The sequence below is a fragment of the Actinomycetospora chiangmaiensis DSM 45062 genome (assembly GCF_000379625.1).
GTDB classification, from domain to species: Bacteria; Actinomycetota; Actinomycetes; order Mycobacteriales; family Pseudonocardiaceae; genus Actinomycetospora; species Actinomycetospora chiangmaiensis.
Genome location: NZ_KB903225.1, coordinates 20,083 through 37,259, shown reverse-complemented (window position 1 = coordinate 37,259; position 17,177 = coordinate 20,083). Strand labels below are relative to the sequence as shown.

The 17,177-nt window shown below is 72.9% G+C and carries 19 protein-coding genes; 10 read left to right on the top strand and 9 right to left on the bottom strand.

The annotated features are described in order from the left end of the window. Position 1: 1 nt before the first annotated feature. Together A3CO_RS0111870 and A3CO_RS0111865 are read right to left on the bottom strand one after the other, a co-directional pair. Complete coding sequence (locus A3CO_RS0111870; protein ID WP_018332467.1) at positions 2 to 646, bottom strand: class F sortase; 645 nt, start codon at positions 644 to 646, stop codon at positions 2 to 4. Further along, complete coding sequence (locus A3CO_RS0111865; protein ID WP_018332466.1) at positions 643 to 837, bottom strand: hypothetical protein; 195 nt, start codon at positions 835 to 837, stop codon at positions 643 to 645. Before A3CO_RS0111865 ends, A3CO_RS0111870 begins: the two co-directional genes overlap by 4 nt. Between A3CO_RS0111865 and A3CO_RS31685 the strand changes: the two genes are divergently transcribed. Beyond that, a complete protein-coding gene (locus tag A3CO_RS31685) occupies positions 830 to 1,255 on the top strand; it encodes a hypothetical protein (protein WP_018332465.1) in 426 nt (141 codons plus the stop codon). The genes A3CO_RS0111865 and A3CO_RS31685 overlap by 8 nt on opposite strands. Before the next feature lie 89 nt (positions 1,256 to 1,344). Here the strand turns inward: A3CO_RS31685 and A3CO_RS31680 are convergent, their stop codons facing one another. Together A3CO_RS31680 and A3CO_RS38035 are read right to left on the bottom strand one after the other, a co-directional pair. After that, complete coding sequence (locus A3CO_RS31680; RefSeq protein ID WP_018332464.1) at positions 1,345 to 2,319, bottom strand: HTTM domain-containing protein; 975 nt, start codon at positions 2,317 to 2,319, stop codon at positions 1,345 to 1,347. Further along, positions 2,316 to 2,870, bottom strand: a complete 555-nt coding sequence (locus A3CO_RS38035; RefSeq protein ID WP_018332463.1) for a hypothetical protein — start codon at positions 2,868 to 2,870, stop codon at positions 2,316 to 2,318. Before A3CO_RS38035 ends, A3CO_RS31680 begins: the two co-directional genes overlap by 4 nt. A 57-nt stretch (positions 2,871 to 2,927) precedes the next feature. Here A3CO_RS38035 and A3CO_RS0111845 point away from each other — a divergent pair, with 57 nt between their 5' ends. Next, entirely contained in the window at positions 2,928 to 3,695 is a 768-nt protein-coding gene (locus tag A3CO_RS0111845; RefSeq protein WP_018332462.1) for a phosphotransferase, read from the top strand. Between the two features lie 44 nt (positions 3,696 to 3,739). Next, positions 3,740 to 4,513 carry an esterase/lipase family protein gene (locus A3CO_RS0111840; protein WP_018332461.1) on the top strand — a complete coding sequence of 258 codons (774 nt, stop codon included), beginning with the start codon at positions 3,740 to 3,742 and terminating at the stop codon, positions 4,511 to 4,513. 7 nt (positions 4,514 to 4,520) lie between these two features. Here A3CO_RS0111840 and A3CO_RS0111835 read toward each other — a convergent pair whose 3' ends face one another. The 4 genes from A3CO_RS0111835 to A3CO_RS0111820 form a co-directional block, all read right to left on the bottom strand. After that, positions 4,521 to 6,512, bottom strand: a complete 1,992-nt coding sequence (locus tag A3CO_RS0111835) for a S9 family peptidase (protein WP_018332460.1) — start codon at positions 6,510 to 6,512, stop codon at positions 4,521 to 4,523. 48 nt (positions 6,513 to 6,560) lie between these two features. Beyond that, entirely contained in the window at positions 6,561 to 6,869 is a 309-nt protein-coding gene (locus A3CO_RS40210) for an Rv0909 family putative TA system antitoxin (protein ID WP_084681757.1), read from the bottom strand. A gap of 501 nt (positions 6,870 to 7,370) precedes the next feature. Next, positions 7,371 to 8,726 (bottom strand): NAD(P)/FAD-dependent oxidoreductase, encoded by a 1,356-nt coding sequence (locus A3CO_RS0111825; protein WP_018332458.1) that lies wholly within the window; start codon positions 8,724 to 8,726, stop codon positions 7,371 to 7,373. A gap of 76 nt (positions 8,727 to 8,802) precedes the next feature. After that, complete coding sequence (locus A3CO_RS0111820) at positions 8,803 to 9,894, bottom strand: FAD-dependent oxidoreductase (protein WP_018332457.1); 1,092 nt, start codon at positions 9,892 to 9,894, stop codon at positions 8,803 to 8,805. 71 nt (positions 9,895 to 9,965) lie between these two features. Between A3CO_RS0111820 and A3CO_RS0111815 the strand changes: the two genes are divergently transcribed. From A3CO_RS0111815 to A3CO_RS0111785, 7 genes are all read left to right on the top strand, one after another. Continuing rightward, entirely contained in the window at positions 9,966 to 10,514 is a 549-nt protein-coding gene (locus tag A3CO_RS0111815; RefSeq protein ID WP_018332456.1) for a TetR/AcrR family transcriptional regulator, read from the top strand. A gap of 69 nt (positions 10,515 to 10,583) precedes the next feature. Then, positions 10,584 to 10,991: a PPOX class F420-dependent oxidoreductase gene (locus A3CO_RS0111810; protein WP_018332455.1), complete on the top strand. Its 408-nt coding sequence runs from the start codon at positions 10,584 to 10,586 to the stop codon at positions 10,989 to 10,991. A 25-nt stretch (positions 10,992 to 11,016) separates the two neighbouring features. Further along, positions 11,017 to 11,682 (top strand): DUF998 domain-containing protein, encoded by a 666-nt coding sequence (locus tag A3CO_RS31670; RefSeq protein WP_018332454.1) that lies wholly within the window; start codon positions 11,017 to 11,019, stop codon positions 11,680 to 11,682. A gap of 82 nt (positions 11,683 to 11,764) precedes the next feature. Continuing rightward, entirely contained in the window at positions 11,765 to 12,457 is a 693-nt protein-coding gene (locus tag A3CO_RS0111800; RefSeq protein WP_018332453.1) for a mycothiol-dependent nitroreductase Rv2466c family protein, read from the top strand. A gap of 18 nt (positions 12,458 to 12,475) precedes the next feature. Continuing rightward, on the top strand, positions 12,476 to 13,357 hold the full coding sequence (locus A3CO_RS0111795; protein ID WP_018332452.1) for a polysaccharide deacetylase family protein: 882 nt from the start codon (positions 12,476 to 12,478) through the stop codon (positions 13,355 to 13,357). A gap of 55 nt (positions 13,358 to 13,412) precedes the next feature. Continuing rightward, entirely contained in the window at positions 13,413 to 15,134 is a 1,722-nt protein-coding gene (locus A3CO_RS0111790; RefSeq protein ID WP_018332451.1) for an FAD-dependent oxidoreductase, read from the top strand. Between the two features lies 1 nt (position 15,135). Continuing rightward, positions 15,136 to 16,032, top strand: coding sequence for a dioxygenase family protein (locus tag A3CO_RS0111785; protein WP_018332450.1), 897 nt, complete (start codon positions 15,136 to 15,138; stop codon positions 16,030 to 16,032). A 19-nt stretch (positions 16,033 to 16,051) separates the two neighbouring features. Here the strand turns inward: A3CO_RS0111785 and A3CO_RS0111780 are convergent, their stop codons facing one another. Then, on the bottom strand, positions 16,052 to 17,092 hold the full coding sequence (locus tag A3CO_RS0111780; RefSeq protein WP_018332449.1) for an aldo/keto reductase: 1,041 nt from the start codon (positions 17,090 to 17,092) through the stop codon (positions 16,052 to 16,054). Positions 17,093 to 17,177 lie beyond the last annotated feature (85 nt).

The window sequence follows — 17,177 nt, the reverse complement described above, 5'->3', positions numbered from 1 at the left end:
ATCAGGCGGGACGAACGTCCGTGAGGTTCGCGTAGACGATCACGTTGGCCTCGTAGCTCTTGGCCGCCGGGTCGAAGACGCCGCCGCAGGTGATGAGGCGGAGCTGCGAGTCCGGGGTGTCGGCATAGACCTGATCGGCGGGGAAGGCCGCCTTCGGCACGGTGTCGATGTTCGACACCGTGAAGACGGCGGTCTGCCCGTCCTGGCGCTTGACCAGGACCTGGTCACCTGCCTTGACGTCCTTGAGCCGGTAGAAGATGCCGGCCTTACCGTCACCGTTCACGTGTCCGAGGATCACGGCGGGGCCGATGGTGCCTGGCGACGGGCTCTTGTCGTACCAGCTCGCCTGCATCGGGTTGGACAGCGCCGGCACCTGGAGCGAACCGTCCGGGTTCTGCCCGGTCTCGATCAGCGAGGACTCCGCCCCGATCGACGGCACGGACACCGACGTCGGGGTGGAGGCCGCCAGGAGCTGCACCCCCGAGTTCCCGGAGGAGCCCGAGGACTTGGAGCCGGACGTGCCGGCGACCACCAGACCGATGAGCGCCACGACGACGATCAGACCGATCCCGATCTTGCCCGTGACGCCGTCGACCCGGGACGGCTCCCGGGTCGGCGGGGTCTCGGTCTCGGTCTCCGAGCTCACTGGAACGAGCCGTCCCCGGTGTTGACGCCGCCCTTGGGCACGGACGAGACCTGGGTCGCGGCGACGTAGGTCGGGGTGTAGGTCGGCGCTGCGTAGCGGTCGCAGCCGCAGCCGTGGTCGTAGTAGCGGCCATAGTAGCGGTGGCCGTAGTCGCCGAAGACCGGGTACGGGTACGGCGAGTAGATGACCACGGTGTTGGCGCCGCTGGTCGACGACGTCGAGCTGGTCGACGCGGTCGAGCTCGAGGTGGAGACCGTGCTCAGCACGCTTGAGACGCCCAGGACCGTGCCCACGCTCGACACGTTGCTACCAAGGGCGGTCCCGGAGCTGCTGGTCGACGAGGACGTCGAGCTCGAGGTGGAGGAAGAAGTCGAGCTCGAAGTGGAGGACGAGGTCGAGCTCGAGGTGGAGGACGAGGTCGAGAGACTGCTCGACACGTCCGACACCGCCTGGAACAGCCGCGGCTGCGGAGCTGCTGTGTTCACCTGCGCCGTTGCGACGCCCTGCCAGACCATGCCCACGAGCATCATCCCGGCTGCGACCGCGACCATGCGTTTGACGGTCGTACGCCGTCCTGGACTCATCCCGACCTCTCTTCCCTCGAATTGATCAAGAAACTGTCCGTCGCCGATACACCGTTTCGTCGGTGTACATGCCGGTGGCGTTACATGTAACGACGTGTCTAGCGCGCGGTTCCGTCACGGTTCGGACACAACTGGCTCACGCGGCTCCTCGGATGCCGCCTCGGGTGTCACCGCCCGTCGAGACCGCCACCGGTCCCGGAGACGCAGGACGGTCCGCTCGGTCCAGTCGGGGGAGAGGAACACGAGGTAGAGGACCCACATCCCGATGCTGAAGAAGCCGACCATGATGAACACCTCGATGCCGAGGTGGAGCAGCGCGCCGGCCGCGAGCACCCACGGCCGGAGTCGTCGGTTCCACACGAGGATGCCGACCGACAGTTCGATGAGCAGCGTCCCGAAGGTCAGCCACTCGGTGAGCAGTCCGGACCCGGCGATCAGTTCGGGCGACGGAGCCCGCAACTGGTCGAGCATGCGCAGGGCGAAGGAGACCGCCGTGCCGTTGCGCCACTGGTCGCCCTGCAGTTTCGCCCAGATCGCGGCGAAGTAGATGATCGATACCTGGACCTGCAGCATGCGCATCGCCCAGGGAGCGCGCCGCGGGAACTCCCAGAAGCGTGCGCGGTCCCGACGCCAGCGGTCCCAGGACAACGACTCCCCGGACGGTGCGAACACCAGGTACACCGCCATGACGCGGAGCAGGATGTCGCCGGAGTTCAGCACGTAAGGGTTGCGCCGCTCGAGGGCGATGAGACCGATCAGGACCACGAGCGCAGCGATCCGGGGCGAGACACCGACGGTCAGCGCCATCCCCGCCACCAGCGTGGCCAGGAAGACGACCGCCACCATGAGCACGGAGTTGGAGGTGGTCAGCAGGCCCCACTGCCACGGCCCGATGGCCGGCGGCTGGGGCAGGACCCCGTCCGGCCCGTAGAAGGTGAAGAGGTTGGGCAGTTGCGTGGCCGTCCAGAGCGTGACGACGAGACCGAAGGCGATCCGGAACACCGCGAGTGGCGCGGTTGACGTCGGGGTGAAGAAGAAGCGCTCCCACCCGGCCCAGGCCGCGAGAGCGAGCCGGCGCACACGGGTCACGAGCCCACCCCGATCGAGAAGAACTGCCGCGCCGCCCATGGCGTGCGGGGCGTCGCGTCGCTCGGCGGCTGGGACTCGGCGGAGATGTTCCACAGGCTGACGATGACCGGGTGGCGTCCCTCGGCCCGCTGCCCGTCCGCGATCCAGCGCGCGTACGGCCCCCAGCGGGGGACGTTGTCGGGCCCGTTGAGCAGCGTGTCCGCGTAGCGCTGCCAGCGGTAGTCCCAGTACTCCGAGAGGCCCGACGTGATGGGCGCCGGCAGCACGGTGGTCGTCCCGTCCCGGTCGAGAACACGCGCTTCCAGGTAGGTCGACAGCCGCCGTGGGGCTGGGGCGTACACCGCCCATCCCTGGTCGAGCCCGACCAGATTCGCCATCCGGCCCGCCACGGGTACCAGCGCGTTCTTGGTGAGGGAGTCCGGCATGTTGACGATCGCGACGATCCCGAGCAGCACGACGATCAGGACGCTGATCGCGGCCCGTCCGGCCGTCGAGGACTCCAACCGCTGCTGGAGGTCCTGCTCGTCGGCCTCGGTGTCCTGCGTGCTCATCGGACTGCTCTCCGCGACGCTCGTCACAGGGGGAGGGACCGCGCGACAGTAGCGGACGTGACTACCCGCCAGTACCTGGGCTCCGGCTGGGACAGCGACGCGTGGCTGGTCGACGGGGAGTGGGTGGAGCGCACGGCGAGGCGCCCGGACGTCGAACCGTGGCTGCGGACGGAGACGACGCTGCTGCCGTGGCTCGCGCCGCAGCTCCCGCTGGAGGTGCCCCGACCCGTCGTCGGGAAGGAGTCCCCGCTGACGGTGCGGCACCGGCTGGTCCCCGGTCGACCCGCGGGTCCCGACGACGGGCCCGGGCTCGGCACCGCGGTGGGGGAGTTCCTCGTGGCGCTGCACGCCGTCGACCTCGCGGCGGCGGTCCGCCGGGGGCTCCCGTCGCCGGAGCGCACGTCGGCCCTGCGCGACGCGCATGTCGACCGTTTCGAGAGCGAGGTCGTGCCGCGCCTGCCGCCCACGACGGGAAACTGGCTCGGAGAACGCCTCGCGGTCATCCGCGATGCACCCGCCTCCGTCCTGGTGCACGGTGACCTGTCAGCGGACCACGTCCTGATCGACGACGGACGCGTCTCCGGGGTCATCGACTGGGGCGACGCCCGGGCCGGCGACCCGGCGAAGGACCTGGTCTGGCCGCTCCTGCAGGCGGGCCCGCGGGTCGCCCGTGAGGTGACCGCGGCCTACGGCGTGACCGGGGAACTCGCCGCCCGGGCGCGGACCTGGCTCGACGTCGGGCCCTGCTACGCGGTCGTCCACGGCGACGACGTGGGTGATCACGGCCTGGTCGCCGAGGCGCTCTCCTGGTTTCCCGTGATCTGACCCACGGGTAACTCATCCCGGATCGTCGAGGATCGGAGAGTCCCATGCGGTGGAGCCCCCCGGGCTGGAACGCGATGGTGGGCTTCGGCCTCGCGAACGTGGGACGGGCGACCGTCGGGGTCACGGGCCTGCGGCACCGCTCCGTCGGGGCGGCCGAGGAGGTCACGGACCCCGGGCGCGGTCCGGTCGTCCTGCTCGGCGGCATGTGCGAGACGGGGCCGTGCCTCGAGCCGATGGGCCGGTGGCTCACCCGCCTCGGCTACGACGTCCACCCCTTCACGCTCGGCGCCGGCCTGGGCTGTGCGCAGCGCACCGTCGACTCGCTGACCCGGCGGGTCCGCACGATCGCCGACGAGGCGGGGGAACCGGTCCGCCTCGTCGGGCACAGCCGCGGGGGCCAGTTCGGGCGGGCGGTGGGCGCGGCGGCTCCGGAGTCGGTCGCCCAGCTGATCACCATCGGCACGCCCTTCGACCGCTGGGGCCTCACACCGTCCATGACGCTCGTGGCGTGGGGGATGGCCGCCGCGGGCACCGCCGGCGTCCCCGGCCTGTTCGGGCTCGGGTGCATGGCCGGCCGCTGCTGCGCGGGCTTCCGCGACACGCTCCGCGCGCCGTGGCCCGCGGCCGTGCCGTTCACCAGCATCTACAGCCGCACCGACGGCGCGGTGCCGTGGCGGTCGAGCCACGACCCGTACGCGCACAACGTCGTCGTCGAGGGCGGCCACATCGCGCAGCTGACCTCGGCCGCCGTCCAGCGGGCCGTCGCGCTCGAACTGGCCGCCCTTCAGTCGACCGGGCCGGTCCGCGCGATCGCCTGACCGGCTCCTACGGCACGCCCGGCGCCAGGTGCCGGGCGAAGAAGTCGAGGATGATCTCGGCCCGCTGCACCCGGCGTCGCGGCGAGCCGCTGCGTGAGAGCTCGTGGCCCTCGTCCGGGAACCGCCAGTACTCGACCTCGCGCCCGAGCAGCCGCAGCGCCAGATAGAGCTGGTCGGCCTGGTCCGGCGGGCACCGCAGGTCGTCGTCGGCGTGCAGGATCAGCAGCGGGGTGTGGATGTGCTCGACGTACGACGTCGGGGACATGCGGCGGTACACGTCCGCGCGCGCGAGGTGGTCGACCCCCATCTCGAAGCGGAAGTACCCGGCGAGGTCCGACCCGCCCCACTCCAACGACAGCAGGTTGTTCGCCGCCCGCTCCGAGCACGCGGCCGCGAAGCGGTCGCAGTGGCCGACCAGCCACGTCGTCATGAACCCGCCGTAGGAGCCGCCGAGGATCCCGACGCGGTCGGGGTCCAGCGACGTGTCGTGGGCGAGGGCGGCGTCGAGGGCGGCGAGGACGTCGTCGGCGTCCACCCCGCCCCACCCGGTCCCCGGGACCTCCGTCGACTCCGGCGTGCGGATGGAGCGCAGCGCGGCCTCGGTGTCGCCGGTCGATCCGTGCGGGTTGCACCAGAGGACGGCGTAGCCCGCGCCCGACCACATCGCGAACTCGTCGAACCAGGCCGTCGGGTACTGCGTCATCGGCCCGCCGTGGACCGAGAGCAGCAGCGGCAGCCGCCCGTCGGTGCCGGCCAGCGCGGCGGAGCGGGGCCGGAGCAGCCACGCGTCGATCTCGCCCCCGCCGGACGACGGCACGCGGAGGTGCTCGGGGGCGTCGAGCGGCAGGTCGCGGTGGAAGGCCGCGGAGAACGACGACAGCGTCGTCTCCTTCCCGTCGCGGACGACGGCGAGCTCCGGGCGGGAGGTCGGACCCGTCGTCAAGACGGCGAGCGTGCCGCCCGCCGCGTCGTACCCGACGATCACGCGTGGGCCGCCGAGGAGCTCCGTGGGTTCGCTCGACCCGTCGGCCGGCACGCGGTAGAGCGGCTGCGTGCCGTGGTCCTCGACGGCGAGGACGAGGTCGGTGCCGTGCCACAGCGGCGGCCGGCCGCCGACGAACGGGGCGGCCTGGCGGTCGAGGCCGGCCGTGAGCACCGTCGGCTCCCCGCCCGCCGTCGGGACCAGGGCGACCCGGCCGAACGACGGCATCAGGGCGACGTCCTCGGTGAGCACGGCGATCGAGGTGCCGTCGGGGGCCCAGGCCGGCCGGGTGACCGAGAGGGTGGGCGACGACGTGAGCGGGCGCAGCTCGCCGGACGCGACGTCGACGGCGTGCAGCGCCTCGACCATCCGGAGGTCGGCGTCGGGCTCGTCGCGGACCGTCGTCACGGCGAGCTCGCGGCCGTCCGGCGACCACGCCGGCCCACTGATGTCGTAGCGGTGGTGCGCGAGGAGCTGCGCGGCCGCGGGCGTGTCGGTCGCGACCACGAACACCGCGCGCGGCCGGTCGACGATCCAGCCCTCGCCGTCGAGCTTCGGCAGCAGCCGGTCGATGCGGCGGGGCACGGTCGTCCGGTCGGGGGTCCCGACGACGGTGAACGGGGGTGCGTCCGGCCGCGGCTCCCGGGAGGTGAAGGCGATCGCGGACCCGTCGGGCGACCACGCGGGCTCGCCGATCGGGGCACCGCGGTCAACGAGCGTCACGGCCTCGCCGGGGCCGTCGACGGGCAGCACGAGCAGCTGGTGCCGGCCGCCGGGGCCCGGGGTGGAGCGCGTGAACGCGATCCGGGTGCCGTCGGGCGACCAGCGGGGGTTCGCGTCGCCGTCGCCGGTGGTCAGCGGCCGGGGCCGGCCGTCGACCGGAGCGATCCACAGCGAGGTGCGGTAGCGGTCGGCGTCGAGGTCGACCCGGCTGACGACGAGTGCGACCCGACGCCCGTCGGGGGAGACCCGCGGGTCGCCGGGGGAGACGAGTCGGGCGATGTCGGCCGGCTGCATGCCCGGCACGCTAACCGGCCCGGACGCGGCGGGCCGGGAATTGCGGCGTCAGCGGTCGGTGCGCTCGCTCGGGTAGCGCTGCGTGCCGCTCTGGTAGGGGTCGTGACGGAACTGCTGCGGCCCGTACTGGCCGGCCTGGCTCGGCCCGGGGACCGTCCGGCCGGGGACGCTGGTCTCCTTGCGCACCTGCCGGAGCGCACCGTCGATCTGGCGGCGGAACTTGCCGTTCGTGCGCTGGTCGATGAAGGCGGCCGCCTGGTCGGCGTAGCGGTTGACCTTCTCGGGATTCTGGCGGGCGTACTGGCGGGCCGCGGCCACGGCGGCACCGAGCGCGGCCACGCGACGCATGAGAGCCATGAGCTGCACCTCGTCGGATCGGGGACTGGCGGGGAGGCTGCCCGGGCCGGCGACGGGGCGCCGACGCCCGGGGCATCCATCATCGTGGATACCACGACGGGCGGCTGATCGACCGGGCCACGATCCGAGGGGACGTTCGTAGCCGGGCAGCACACCTCCGGGTCTGGGGGGGGTGACCCGGATTTCGTCGGGGGGAGACGTTGCTGCCCGGCTACGCGCGTCACGTTAATCGCTCCGGAGGTCCACAACAAGGCGCCCCTATCACGAATCGTCGCCTTTCTCGAAACCGGGCGGACGGTCTTGTCCGTTCCGCCACGACCGGGTGAACGCCCAGCTCACAGCGGTGAAGCGGCGGTGGGTCCATCACCCCGGAAATGGCCGGAGAAGTCGATCGACGGTGCGCGATCATTCGCGGAGTGCGGGACCCGGGGTCCCTGGTGCCCGTATTACGGGCGGTTCTCGTCCCCTTCCCGACGACGGGTCGGGTCGGTCCGGGCCCGGTCACGACCGGGGGGTCGCGTGGGGGAAGCCGAGGTGGTGCTGCGGTACCTCGGGGGACGCCGTGTCGAGCGGGATCGCCGGCGAACGGACGAGCCCGAGCTGGGCGCTCTGGCGGGGCTGGACGGCCTCGATGACCCAGTCGACCGCCGTGCGGAGCCGGTTGCCGGGCATCGCGGCGAGGTGGTAGCCGCGGGCCACCACCTTCGCGGGCAGTCCGGTCAGCGGGATGTTCAGGGGTGCCGCCGCGGCCTGCAGCCCGCCCAGGTCGACGACGAAGCCCAGGTCGCGGTGACGGTAGGGCCGCACCGTGCCGTACCCGAGGGACGCGGCGATGTTGCGGCCGGCCAGCGTGCCCTGGCGCACGGCGTGCTGCGCGGTCATCGGGGTGGCCTCCCCGGGGCGGCTCGGGTCGGGGACCGCGGCCGCGTCACCGCACGCGTAGAGCTCGGGGCGGCCCGGCACCTGCAGCGTCGGCTCCACCACGACCCGCCCGTCGTCGATCTCGATGGGGAGGTCCTCGATCAACGGGTCGACCCGGACGCCGACGCACCACAGCAGCGTGCGGGTCGGGATGCGCTCACCCGTCGACAGCAGCACGCCGTCCTCGGCGGCCTCGTCCATCGTCGTGTCCGTGTGCACCTCGACCCCGCGGCGGCGCAGCACGGCGTCGGCGGTGCGGGAGAGGTGCTCGTCGAGCCCGGCGAGGACGCGGCCGCGGCTCACGAGCACCCATCGCATGGTGTCCGGGTCGAGGCCGCGGCTGCGCGCCAGGGCGCGGGTGAACAGCTGACCCTGCGCGGCGAGCTCGGTCCCCGTGTACCCGGCGCCCACCACGACGAAGGTGCACCGCGCGGCGACCTCGGCGGGGTCGTCGCTCATCGCCGCCAGGTCGATCTGCCGCACGAGGTGGTCACGCAGGTAGAACGCCTCCGGGACGCCCCGGAAGCCGACCGCGTACTCGCTGACGCCGGGCACCGGCATCACCTTGTGCACGCTGCCCGCGGCGAGCACCAGCCGGTCGTAGCCCGTGCGGTGCGCGACGCCCTCCGGGTCGAGCCAGCCGATCTCGCGGGCCTCGAGGTCGATCGCGTCGACCTCGCCCGGGGCGTGGCGCACGCACGACGGCAGGGTGTCGGAGAGCGCGACCGCGATCCGGCGGGGTTCGAGGATGCCGCCCGCGACCTCGGGGAGCAGCGGCAGGTAGAGGAAGTAGTTGGTGGGGCTGACGACGACGATGTCGATCTCGCCGCGCGTGCGGCGGGCCAGGGACTTCGCGGTGTGGTAGCCGGCGAACCCGCTGCCGACGATCACCACCCGGGGCCGCGTGCCGTCGGTGCCGTCCGCCCGGGGTGTCATGCCCGCCGAGCGTGCCGCACCGGGCGCGGCGGGCGGAACCGGTCGTGTGACCGCGGTGTGTCGTTCCCGTGACGGCTCACGCCTCCTGCAGGCGCGCCAGGTGCCGCAGGCTGTGGGCCGGCGCGTCGGGGGCGATGGCGTTCGCGATGCCCTCGGCCGCACCGCGGGCGGCCACCTCGCTGCGCGGGAACATCAGGTCCTCGTACGCGGCGATCCCCTCCGGTCCGTGCTCGACGAGGGCCAGGGCGAGGTCGGATCCGTCGAGCATCGCGAGGTTCGCGCCCAGGCCCGAGAACGGGCTCATCAGGTGGGCGGCGTCGCCGAGCAGCGTGACCCCGGGGACGTGCTCCCAGACGTGCGGCACGTCCAGCGCCATGATCGGGCGCACGACGAACCCGTCGTCGGCGGCGCGGACGAGGTCGGTGAGCGCGTCGTCGTAGTCGGCGAAGTGCGCCAGCAGCGTCGTGCGGTCGTCGAGTCCCGGGGTGCCGAGCGGGCAGCGCAGGGCGGCGTACCCGCGGACGACGCCCCGGGCGTTGCGCTGGGCGATGAGCGACCGGTTCGCGTACGGGGCCGACATCGAGCCGCGGCCGACGAGCGCGGCGAGGTCCGGACGGCGGACGTCGATCCCGGGCAGGCGGAACTCGACGAACGTGACCCCCGAGTAGGCGGGCTGCGCGGGGGAGAGCAGCGGCCGGACCCGCGACCAGGCGCCGTCCGCCCCGACCACGACGTCGGCGGCCAGCCGCGACCCGTCGTCGAGCACGAGGTCCCCGTCCACGCGGTCGAGCCGCGCGTTCCACCGCACCGTGCCGGGACGCAGCGAGTCGAGCAGGAGGGCCCGCAGGTCACCACGGTCGATCTCCGGGTTGGCGGTGTCGTCCGGGGCCGCGACGAGCTCGACCAGCGCCTCGCCGGTGTGGGCGAGCAGGCGCATGTCCTGACCCTCGGGACGGGCGACGGCGTGGAAGACGTCGAGCAGACCGGCGCGCTCGAGCGCGGTCTGGCCGGACCCGACGTGCATGTCGAGGGTGCCGCCCTGCGGGCGGTCGTCGGGCCCGCGGTCGCGGTCGAGGACGACGACGTCGAAGGGGGCGTCGAGACGCTGCACGACGCGGGCGAGCGTGAGGCCGGCGGGGCCGGCGCCGATGACGGCGAGGGTGGTCATGCCGTCGAACAGTAGGCGCAGTGAGTACGAAAGTGAAGCGGCTCAACTTGCGGTGCGGCTACGATGCTCCCGTGACCTCACCTCCGGGCCGCCGGGAACGGAAGAAGGCGGCGACGCGCGCCGCCATCGCGGACGCCGCGCTCGCGCTGTTCCTGGAGCGCGGGTTCGACGCGGTGACGGTGAAGGAGGTGGCCGACGCCGCGGACGTCTCGCTGACGACGCTCTTCAACCACTTCCCGAGCAAGGAGTCGCTGGTCTTCGACGAGGAGGCCGAGCGGGAGGCCCGGCTGCTCGGCGCCGTCCGGGGGCGCCCCGACGACGTCGACGTGCTCACCGCGCTGCAGCGCTTTGCCCGGTCGGCGGCCGACCGGCGGGCCGAGCCGGGGTACGAGGGCTTCGTCGCGATGGTCGGGGCGGCGCCGTCGTTGCTGGCGTACTCGCGGCGCATGTGGGAGGGCTACGAGTCGTCGCTGGCGGCGGCGGTCGCGGACGACGCCGGGCTGGAACCGGCCGATCCGCGCGCGCGGGCGTTGGCGCACGTGGTCGTCGCGACGATCGGGTCGGACCCGCCGCAGGTCGACGCGGTCTTCGACCTCCTGCGACACGGGTGGACGGTGTGAGCGGCGTCGCGCTGTGACCTGGCCCCGGGCTGGATCGATCCCGTCCGGGACGCGGGTAAGCCTGGACTCGTGACTGCCTCGCTCGTGACGCTCGGCGATCAGCGCTTCGTGTCCCTCACGACCTTCCGCCGCTCCGGTGACCCGGTGGCGACGCCGGTCTGGGTGGCTCGCGACGGTGACGGGCTCGTCGTCTACACCACCGCCGAGAGCGGCAAGGTCAAACGGCTCCGCCACGACCAGCAGGTCGAGCTCCGGGCCTGCGACCGTCGCGGTCGCGTCGCCCCGGGCACCCCCACGGTGCGGGCGACGGCCGTCGTGGACGACGCCGACGGCGCGGTCGACGACGCGGAGAACCTGCTCAGGGCCAAGTACGGCTGGGAGTTCGGCGGAATCCGCCTGCTCCAGGCCGCCGAGCGCGCCTTCCGGCGGGGCGGCCCGCCGCGCGAGCGCGTGGTGCTGCGCCTGACGGTGGACTGACGGCCTCACGGGTCATCCTGGTCCGGTGACGATCTCCGCGACCCGGGTCCGGCCGGTCGCCCTCGGACGCGTCGGCGCGGTCGGAGCCCTCGCCGTCGTGGCCGTCGTCGGGCTGATGCACGTCCTCGAACCCTGGTCGCGGCACGACCCGGTGCGGCGCACCATCAGCGAGTACGCCGTCGGACCCGGCGGGTGGCTGTTCGACGTCGCCGTGCTGGGGCTGGTCGCCGCGACGATCGCGGTGGTGGCCGGTCTGCTGGCCCGCGGGCTCGTCCCGACGTCGGCCGTGGTCCTGGTCGGCGTCTGGTGCGTCGGGCTCGTGCTGGTCGTCGTGTTCGAGAAGACGAACTGGTCGGTCGGGCCGAGTCTCTCCGGGACCGTCCACCGCGACGCCAGCCTCGCGGCGTTCGTCGCGCTCCCCGCGGCCGGGCTGCTGACGGCCCGGGGCCACCGGGGGGAACGGTGGGCCCGCACGGTGGCGGCCCTCTCGGTGCTCGCGTGGGCGTCGTTCCTGCCGATCGTCGGGGCGATCGCGCTGGCCCCGCTCCTCGCCACACCCTGGTACCAGGCCGTGCCGCTGGGGCTGATCGAGCGGGTCCTGTCGCTCGCGGAGGTGCTGGTGATCGTGGTGCTGGGCTTCCGGGCGGGGCGGTCTGCGGACCCCGGGCGCACGGCACTCCCGCGCACGTAGCCGCTGCGAACGGCCCGTCGGCGCACGTCGTCGGCGTCCCAGCGGCGGGATTTCCGCGGGAAGATCGGGTAGCCAGGAGGCCGTGCCGGACCTGGAATTCTTCTTCGACCCGATCTGCCCGTTCTGCTGGGTGACCTCCCGCTGGGTGGTGGAGGTGCAGTCGCAGCGCGCCCTGCGCGTCGAGTGGCGCCCGCTCTCGCTGGCGCTGCTCAACGAGGAGATCTCGTACGAGGAGCGGAAGAAGGCATCGCCGGAGTACCCGGACTCCCACGTGCGGGGGCTGGAGATGCTCCGGGTGGTCCATGCAGCCCGTCAGGCGCACGGCTCGGAGGTCGTCGGCGACCTCTACACCGCGCTCGGCGAGCTGGTGTGGGACGCCGACCCGGTCGAGGGCACCTTCGAGGCCGTCATGCACGAGATGGCGCGGAAGCGGGACCTCACCCCGGCGCTCCGGGAGTGCGGCCTGCCCGTCTCCCTCGCCGACGTCGCCGCGGACACGTCGCGTGACGCGGCGCTGCGCGACGAGACGTTCGAGGCCGTCGACCGGTGCGGTGGCGGCGTCGGGACGCCGGTCCTGTCGTTCGACGGCAAGACCGCGCTGTTCGGCCCGGTCATCGACGAGCCGCCGTCGGGCGAGGAGGCCGAGGACCTCTACGACGCCGTCGAGAAGCTGGGGCGCTGGCCGGGGTTCGCCGAGCTCAAGCGCTCGGCCCGGTCGTTCCCGGTGACCCGGCTGTCCGCGAACCTCGCGCGCACGGATACCTGGGTGCGCTGACCGGGAACTCCTCCGCGCATGGCGAAGGAGATCCTGGTCAGTTACGGAGTCGACATCGATGCGGTCGGGGGGTGGCTCGGCTCCTACGGCGGCGAGAACTCGCCCGGGGACATCTCCCGCGGGCTGTTCGCCGGCGACGTCGGGGTGCCGCGGGTGCTCGAGCTGTTCCGCCGGTACGGGCTGCGGCAGACGTTCTTCTGGCCGGGGCACTCCATCGAGACGTTCCCGGAGCAGTTCGACGCCTGCGTCGCGGCGGGCCACGAGATCGGGGTGCACGGCTACAGCCACGAGAACCCGATCGCGATGTCGCGGCAGCAGGAGTCCGACGTCCTCGACCACTGCATCTCGCTGATCGAGACCCGCTCCGGCACGCGGCCCACCGGCTACGTCGCGCCCTGGTGGGAGTTCTCCGAGATCACCAACGAGCTCGTGCTCGACCGCGGGCTGCGCTACGACCACTCGCTCATGCACGACGACTTCACGCCCTACTACGTCCGCGTCGGCGACTCCTGGACGAGGATCGACCTGGAGCGGGAGGCGGCGGACTGGATGAAGCCGCTGGTGCGCGGCGAGGAGACCGACCTGGTCGAGCTCCCCGCGAACTGGTACCTCGACGACCTGCCGCCGATGATGTTCATCAAGGGCAGCCCGAACTCGCACGGCTTCGTCAACCCGCGCGACATCGAGCAGCTGTGGCGCGACCAGTTCGACTGGGTCTACCGCGAGATGGACTACGCGGTCTTCACCATGACGATCCACCCGGACGTCTCGGGGCGGCCGCAGGTCCTGCTCGCGCACGAGCGGCTCATCGAGTACATCTCGGGCCACGAGGGCGTGCGCTGGCTGACCTTCGACGAGATCGCGCAGGACTTCCAGCGACGCTCACCGCGCCGGTCATAGAATCTTCAACGAGACTCTTGCGGCCCGACGTCGGGACGTCGCAGGATTCCGGTCCATGGTGACCACCGACGTCGTCGTCGTAGGGAGCGGTCCGGCGGGGGCGTCGATGGCGCTCGCACTCGCCCGGCTGGGCGTGGACCACATCGTGGTCACCCGCTACGAGACGCTGGCCGCGGAGCCCCGCGCGCACATCACGAACCAGCGCACGATGGAGGTCCTGCGCGACCTCGGGGTGGCGCACGAGGTCGAGGCGCTGGCCGCGCCGCAGCACGTCATGGGCACGACGACGTTCTGCACCTCGCTGGCGGGCGAGGAGCTCGGCCGGGTGCGCTCGTGGGGCACCGACCCGCGCAGCCGCGCGGCCCACGAGCTCGCCAGCCCGGCCCGCACCTGCGACATGCCGCAGAACCTCATGGAGCCGATGCTCGCGTCGGCGGCGCAGGCGCAGGGCTCGCGGATCCGGTTCTCCACCGAGTACCTGTCGCATGCGGTCGACGACGACGGGGTGACGGTCACCGTCCGGGACCGCCTGCGGGGCGACGAGTACGAGATCCGGGCGAAGTACCTCTACGGCGCGGACGGCGGGCGCTCGCGGGTCGCGGAGGACGCCGGGCTGCCGATGCGCGGCGAGATGGGCGTGGCGGGGTCGCTCAACATCGTCTTCCGCGCCGACCTCTCGCCGTGGGTCGCGCACCGGCCGAGCGTCCTCTACTGGGTGCTGCAGCCCGGCTCCGACGTCGGCGGCATCGGCATGGGCCTGGTGCGGATGGTCCGACCCTGGAACGAGTGGCTGATCGTCTGGGGCTACGACGCGGCGGAGGGCCCGCCCGAGCTCTCCGACGAGTACACCCGCGGCGTGGTGCGCGAGCTCGTCGGCGTCGACGACCTCGAGGTCGAGATCGTCGGCAGCTCGGCGTGGACCGTCAACCACATGGCCGCCGAGCACTACGGCTCCGGGCGCGTGTTCTGCGGCGGCGACGCGGTGCACCGGCACCCGCCGTCGAACGGGCTCGGCTCGAACACCTCGATGCAGGACTCGTTCAACCTCGCGTGGAAGCTCGCCTACGTCCTGCGCGGCTGGGCCGATGAGTCGCTGCTCGACTCCTACAGCGACGAGCGGGCGCCGATCGGCCGCCAGGTCGTCGACCGGGCCAACCAGTCCATCGGGGAGACCGGTCGCATCTTCGACGCGCTCGGCGTGAGCGGCACCGACGACCCCGCGGTGATGCGTCAGAACATGGCCCGTCGTCGCGAACCCGGCGCCGAGAAGCAGCGCCGCGCGCTGCGCGAGGCGATCGCGTTCAAGGCCTACGAGTTCGATGCGCACGGCGTCGAACTGAACCAGCGCTACGTCTCCTCGGCCGTCGTCGCGGACGACCTCGCCGCGGACCCGCTGCGCACGGTGGAGGACCCGGAGCTCACCTACGTCGCGACGACGACGCCGGGCGCCCGCGTGCCGCACGCATGGCTCGCGGCGCGGGGCGGCGACGTCTCCACGATCGACCTCGCGGGCCACGGGCGCTTCACGCTGTTCACCGGGCCGGGCGGGGAGGCGTGGCCGGCCTCGGAACAGGTCCGCGTGGTCGTCGTCGGGCCCGGTCACGAGGTCGAGGACCCCTACGGCGACTGGGCGCGGCTGCTCGAGGCCGAGGGGATCGGCGACTCGGGCGGCCTGCTGGTGCGCCCCGACCACCACGTCGCGGCGCGGTTCGCCGCGCTGCCCGACGACCCCGCGGGGACCCTCACCGCGACGCTGCGCCGAATCCTGGGGAGCTGACGTGGACTTCAGTGAGACCGACTCGGTCGACGCCGTCGTCGCGAGCTTCGCCGACACCCCGGACCCCCGGCTCCGCGAGGTCATGACGAGCCTCGTGACCCACCTGCACGGGTTCCTGCGCGACGCCCGGCCCTCGCTCGCGGAGTGGGAGGCGGCGATCGACTTCCTCACCGCGATCGGGCAGAAGTGCGACGAGCACCGGCAGGAGTTCATCCTGTTCTCCGACGTGCTCGGGGCGTCGATGCTGGTCGAGACGATGGAGGCCTCCCGGCAGGCGGGCGGGGCGAGCGCAGCGACGGGGGAGGGGCTCGACGCCACCTCCTCGACGGTGCTCGGGCCGTTCCACGTGGTGGCGAGCCCCGAGCGGGCGCTCGGGGACACGATCTCGCTGGTCGACGGCGGCGAGCCGTGCCTGATCACCGGCCGGGTCACGGCGCCCGACGGCACGCCGGTCCCGGGGGCGCAGCTCGACGTCTGGCAGGCCGACGAGAAGGGCTTCTACGACGTCCAGGTGCCCGACGCCCAGCCACTCGGCAACGGGCGGGGACTGTTCACCGCCGACGACGACGGCCGCTACCACTTCCGCAGCATCGTCCCGGCGCACTACCCGATCCCGACCGACGGTCCGGTCGGGCAGCTGCTGACGGCGACGAGGCGCCACCCGTACCGCCCGGCGCACGTGCACTTCATCGTGCAGGCCGAGGGCTACGTGCCGGTGACCACGCACGTGTTCGTCGCCGGCAGCCCGTACCTCGACTCGGACGCCGTGTTCGCCGTGAAGCAGGCGCTGGTGCGCGACTTCGCCCCCGTGGACGACGCGGACACCGCCGCCCGCCTCGGGCTGCCGAACCCCTTCCGCCGGGCGGAGTTCGACGTGGTGCTGCAGCCCGTGGCGTGACCGGTCGGGTCCCCGGACGTCAGGCGGCCGCCCGCTCGGCGTCCGGGCGCCGGCGGAGCCGGGGCTGCGCGAGGGCCGGCGTCCCGTAGGCGTGCGGCAGCGGGCTGACGTCCGTGCCCGGGGGCACGATCTCGTCGATCCGGTCGAGGACCTCGTCGTCGAGGGAGACCTCGGCCCCCGCGAGGACGTCGTCGAGGTGGGCCATCGTGCGCGGGCCGATGATCGCGCTGGTGACGCCCGGGTGCGCGACCACGAAGGCCATCGCGAGGTGGGTGAGCGACAGGCCCGCCTTGTCGGCGAGGGCGAGCAGCTCCTCGACGGCGTCGAGGCGGCGCTCGTCGCGCATGTGCGCGAAGCCGTACTGCGCCCGCCGGGTGTCCGGTTCCTGGCCCTTGCGGTAGCGGCCGGTGAGCATGCCGCCGGACAGCGGGCTCCACACCAGGGCGCCCATGCCGTAGCGCTCGATCGCCGGCAGCACGTCGCGCTCGATCCCGCGGTCGAGGATCGAGTACGGCGGCTGCTCGGTGCGGAAGCGCTCCAGGTTCCGTCGCTCGGCGACCCACTGCGCCTCGACGATCTGCGCGGCTGGGAAGGTCGACGAGCCGATGGCGCGCACCTTGCCGCTGTGGACGAGGTCCGACAGGGCCGAGAGCGTCTCCTCGACGTCGGTGTCCGGGTCGGGGCGGTGGACCTGGAAGAGGTCGATGTGGTCGGTGCCGAGGCGGCGCAGCGAGTCCTCCACGGCGCGGACCAGCCAGCGGCGGGAGCTGCCGCGCATGTTCGGGTCGTCGCCCATCGGGTTGAAGGCCTTCGTCGCGAGCACGACGTCGTCGCGGCGGGTGGGCGGGAGCTGGCCCAGCGCCTTCCCGACGATCTCCTCGGACTCGCCCTGCGAGTACATGTCCGCCGTGTCCACGACGTTGATCCCGGCGTCGAGCGCGCGGTGGATGATCCGGATCGACTCGTCGTGGTCCGGATTGCCCATGGCGCCGAACATCATCGCGCCGAGGCAGTAGGGGCTGACCTGGATACCGGTCCGGCCGAGCGTGCGGTAGTGCACGGGTTCCTCCTGGGCTAGTCTCCGCGGAAGCGGAACGTGCTTCCGGAACACTAGACGGAACGTGGTTCCGCTTGCAAGGGGAGGG

Bases quoted from the DNA above. Each gene is read 5' to 3' on its own strand.
- A3CO_RS40210 (WP_084681757.1), bottom strand. From the start codon at position 6,869: ATGGCTCTCATGCGTCGCGTGGCCGCGCTCGGTGCCGCCGTGGCCGCG.
- A3CO_RS0111820 (WP_018332457.1), bottom strand. From the start codon at position 9,894: ATGACCACCCTCGCCGTCATCGGCGCCGGCCCCGCCGGCCTCACGCTC.
- A3CO_RS0111825 (WP_018332458.1), bottom strand. From the start codon at position 8,726: ATGACACCCCGGGCGGACGGCACCGACGGCACGCGGCCCCGGGTGGTG.
- A3CO_RS31685 (WP_018332465.1), top strand. From the start codon at position 830: ATGACCACGGTGTTGGCGCCGCTGGTCGACGACGTCGAGCTGGTCGAC.
- A3CO_RS0111835 (WP_018332460.1), bottom strand. From the start codon at position 6,512: ATGCAGCCGGCCGACATCGCCCGACTCGTCTCCCCCGGCGACCCGCGG.
- A3CO_RS0111795 (WP_018332452.1), top strand. From the start codon at position 12,476: ATGGCGAAGGAGATCCTGGTCAGTTACGGAGTCGACATCGATGCGGTC.
- A3CO_RS0111840 (WP_018332461.1), top strand. From the start codon at position 3,740: ATGCGGTGGAGCCCCCCGGGCTGGAACGCGATGGTGGGCTTCGGCCTC.
- A3CO_RS0111790 (WP_018332451.1), top strand. From the start codon at position 13,413: ATGGTGACCACCGACGTCGTCGTCGTAGGGAGCGGTCCGGCGGGGGCG.
- A3CO_RS38035 (WP_018332463.1), bottom strand. From the start codon at position 2,870: ATGAGCACGCAGGACACCGAGGCCGACGAGCAGGACCTCCAGCAGCGG.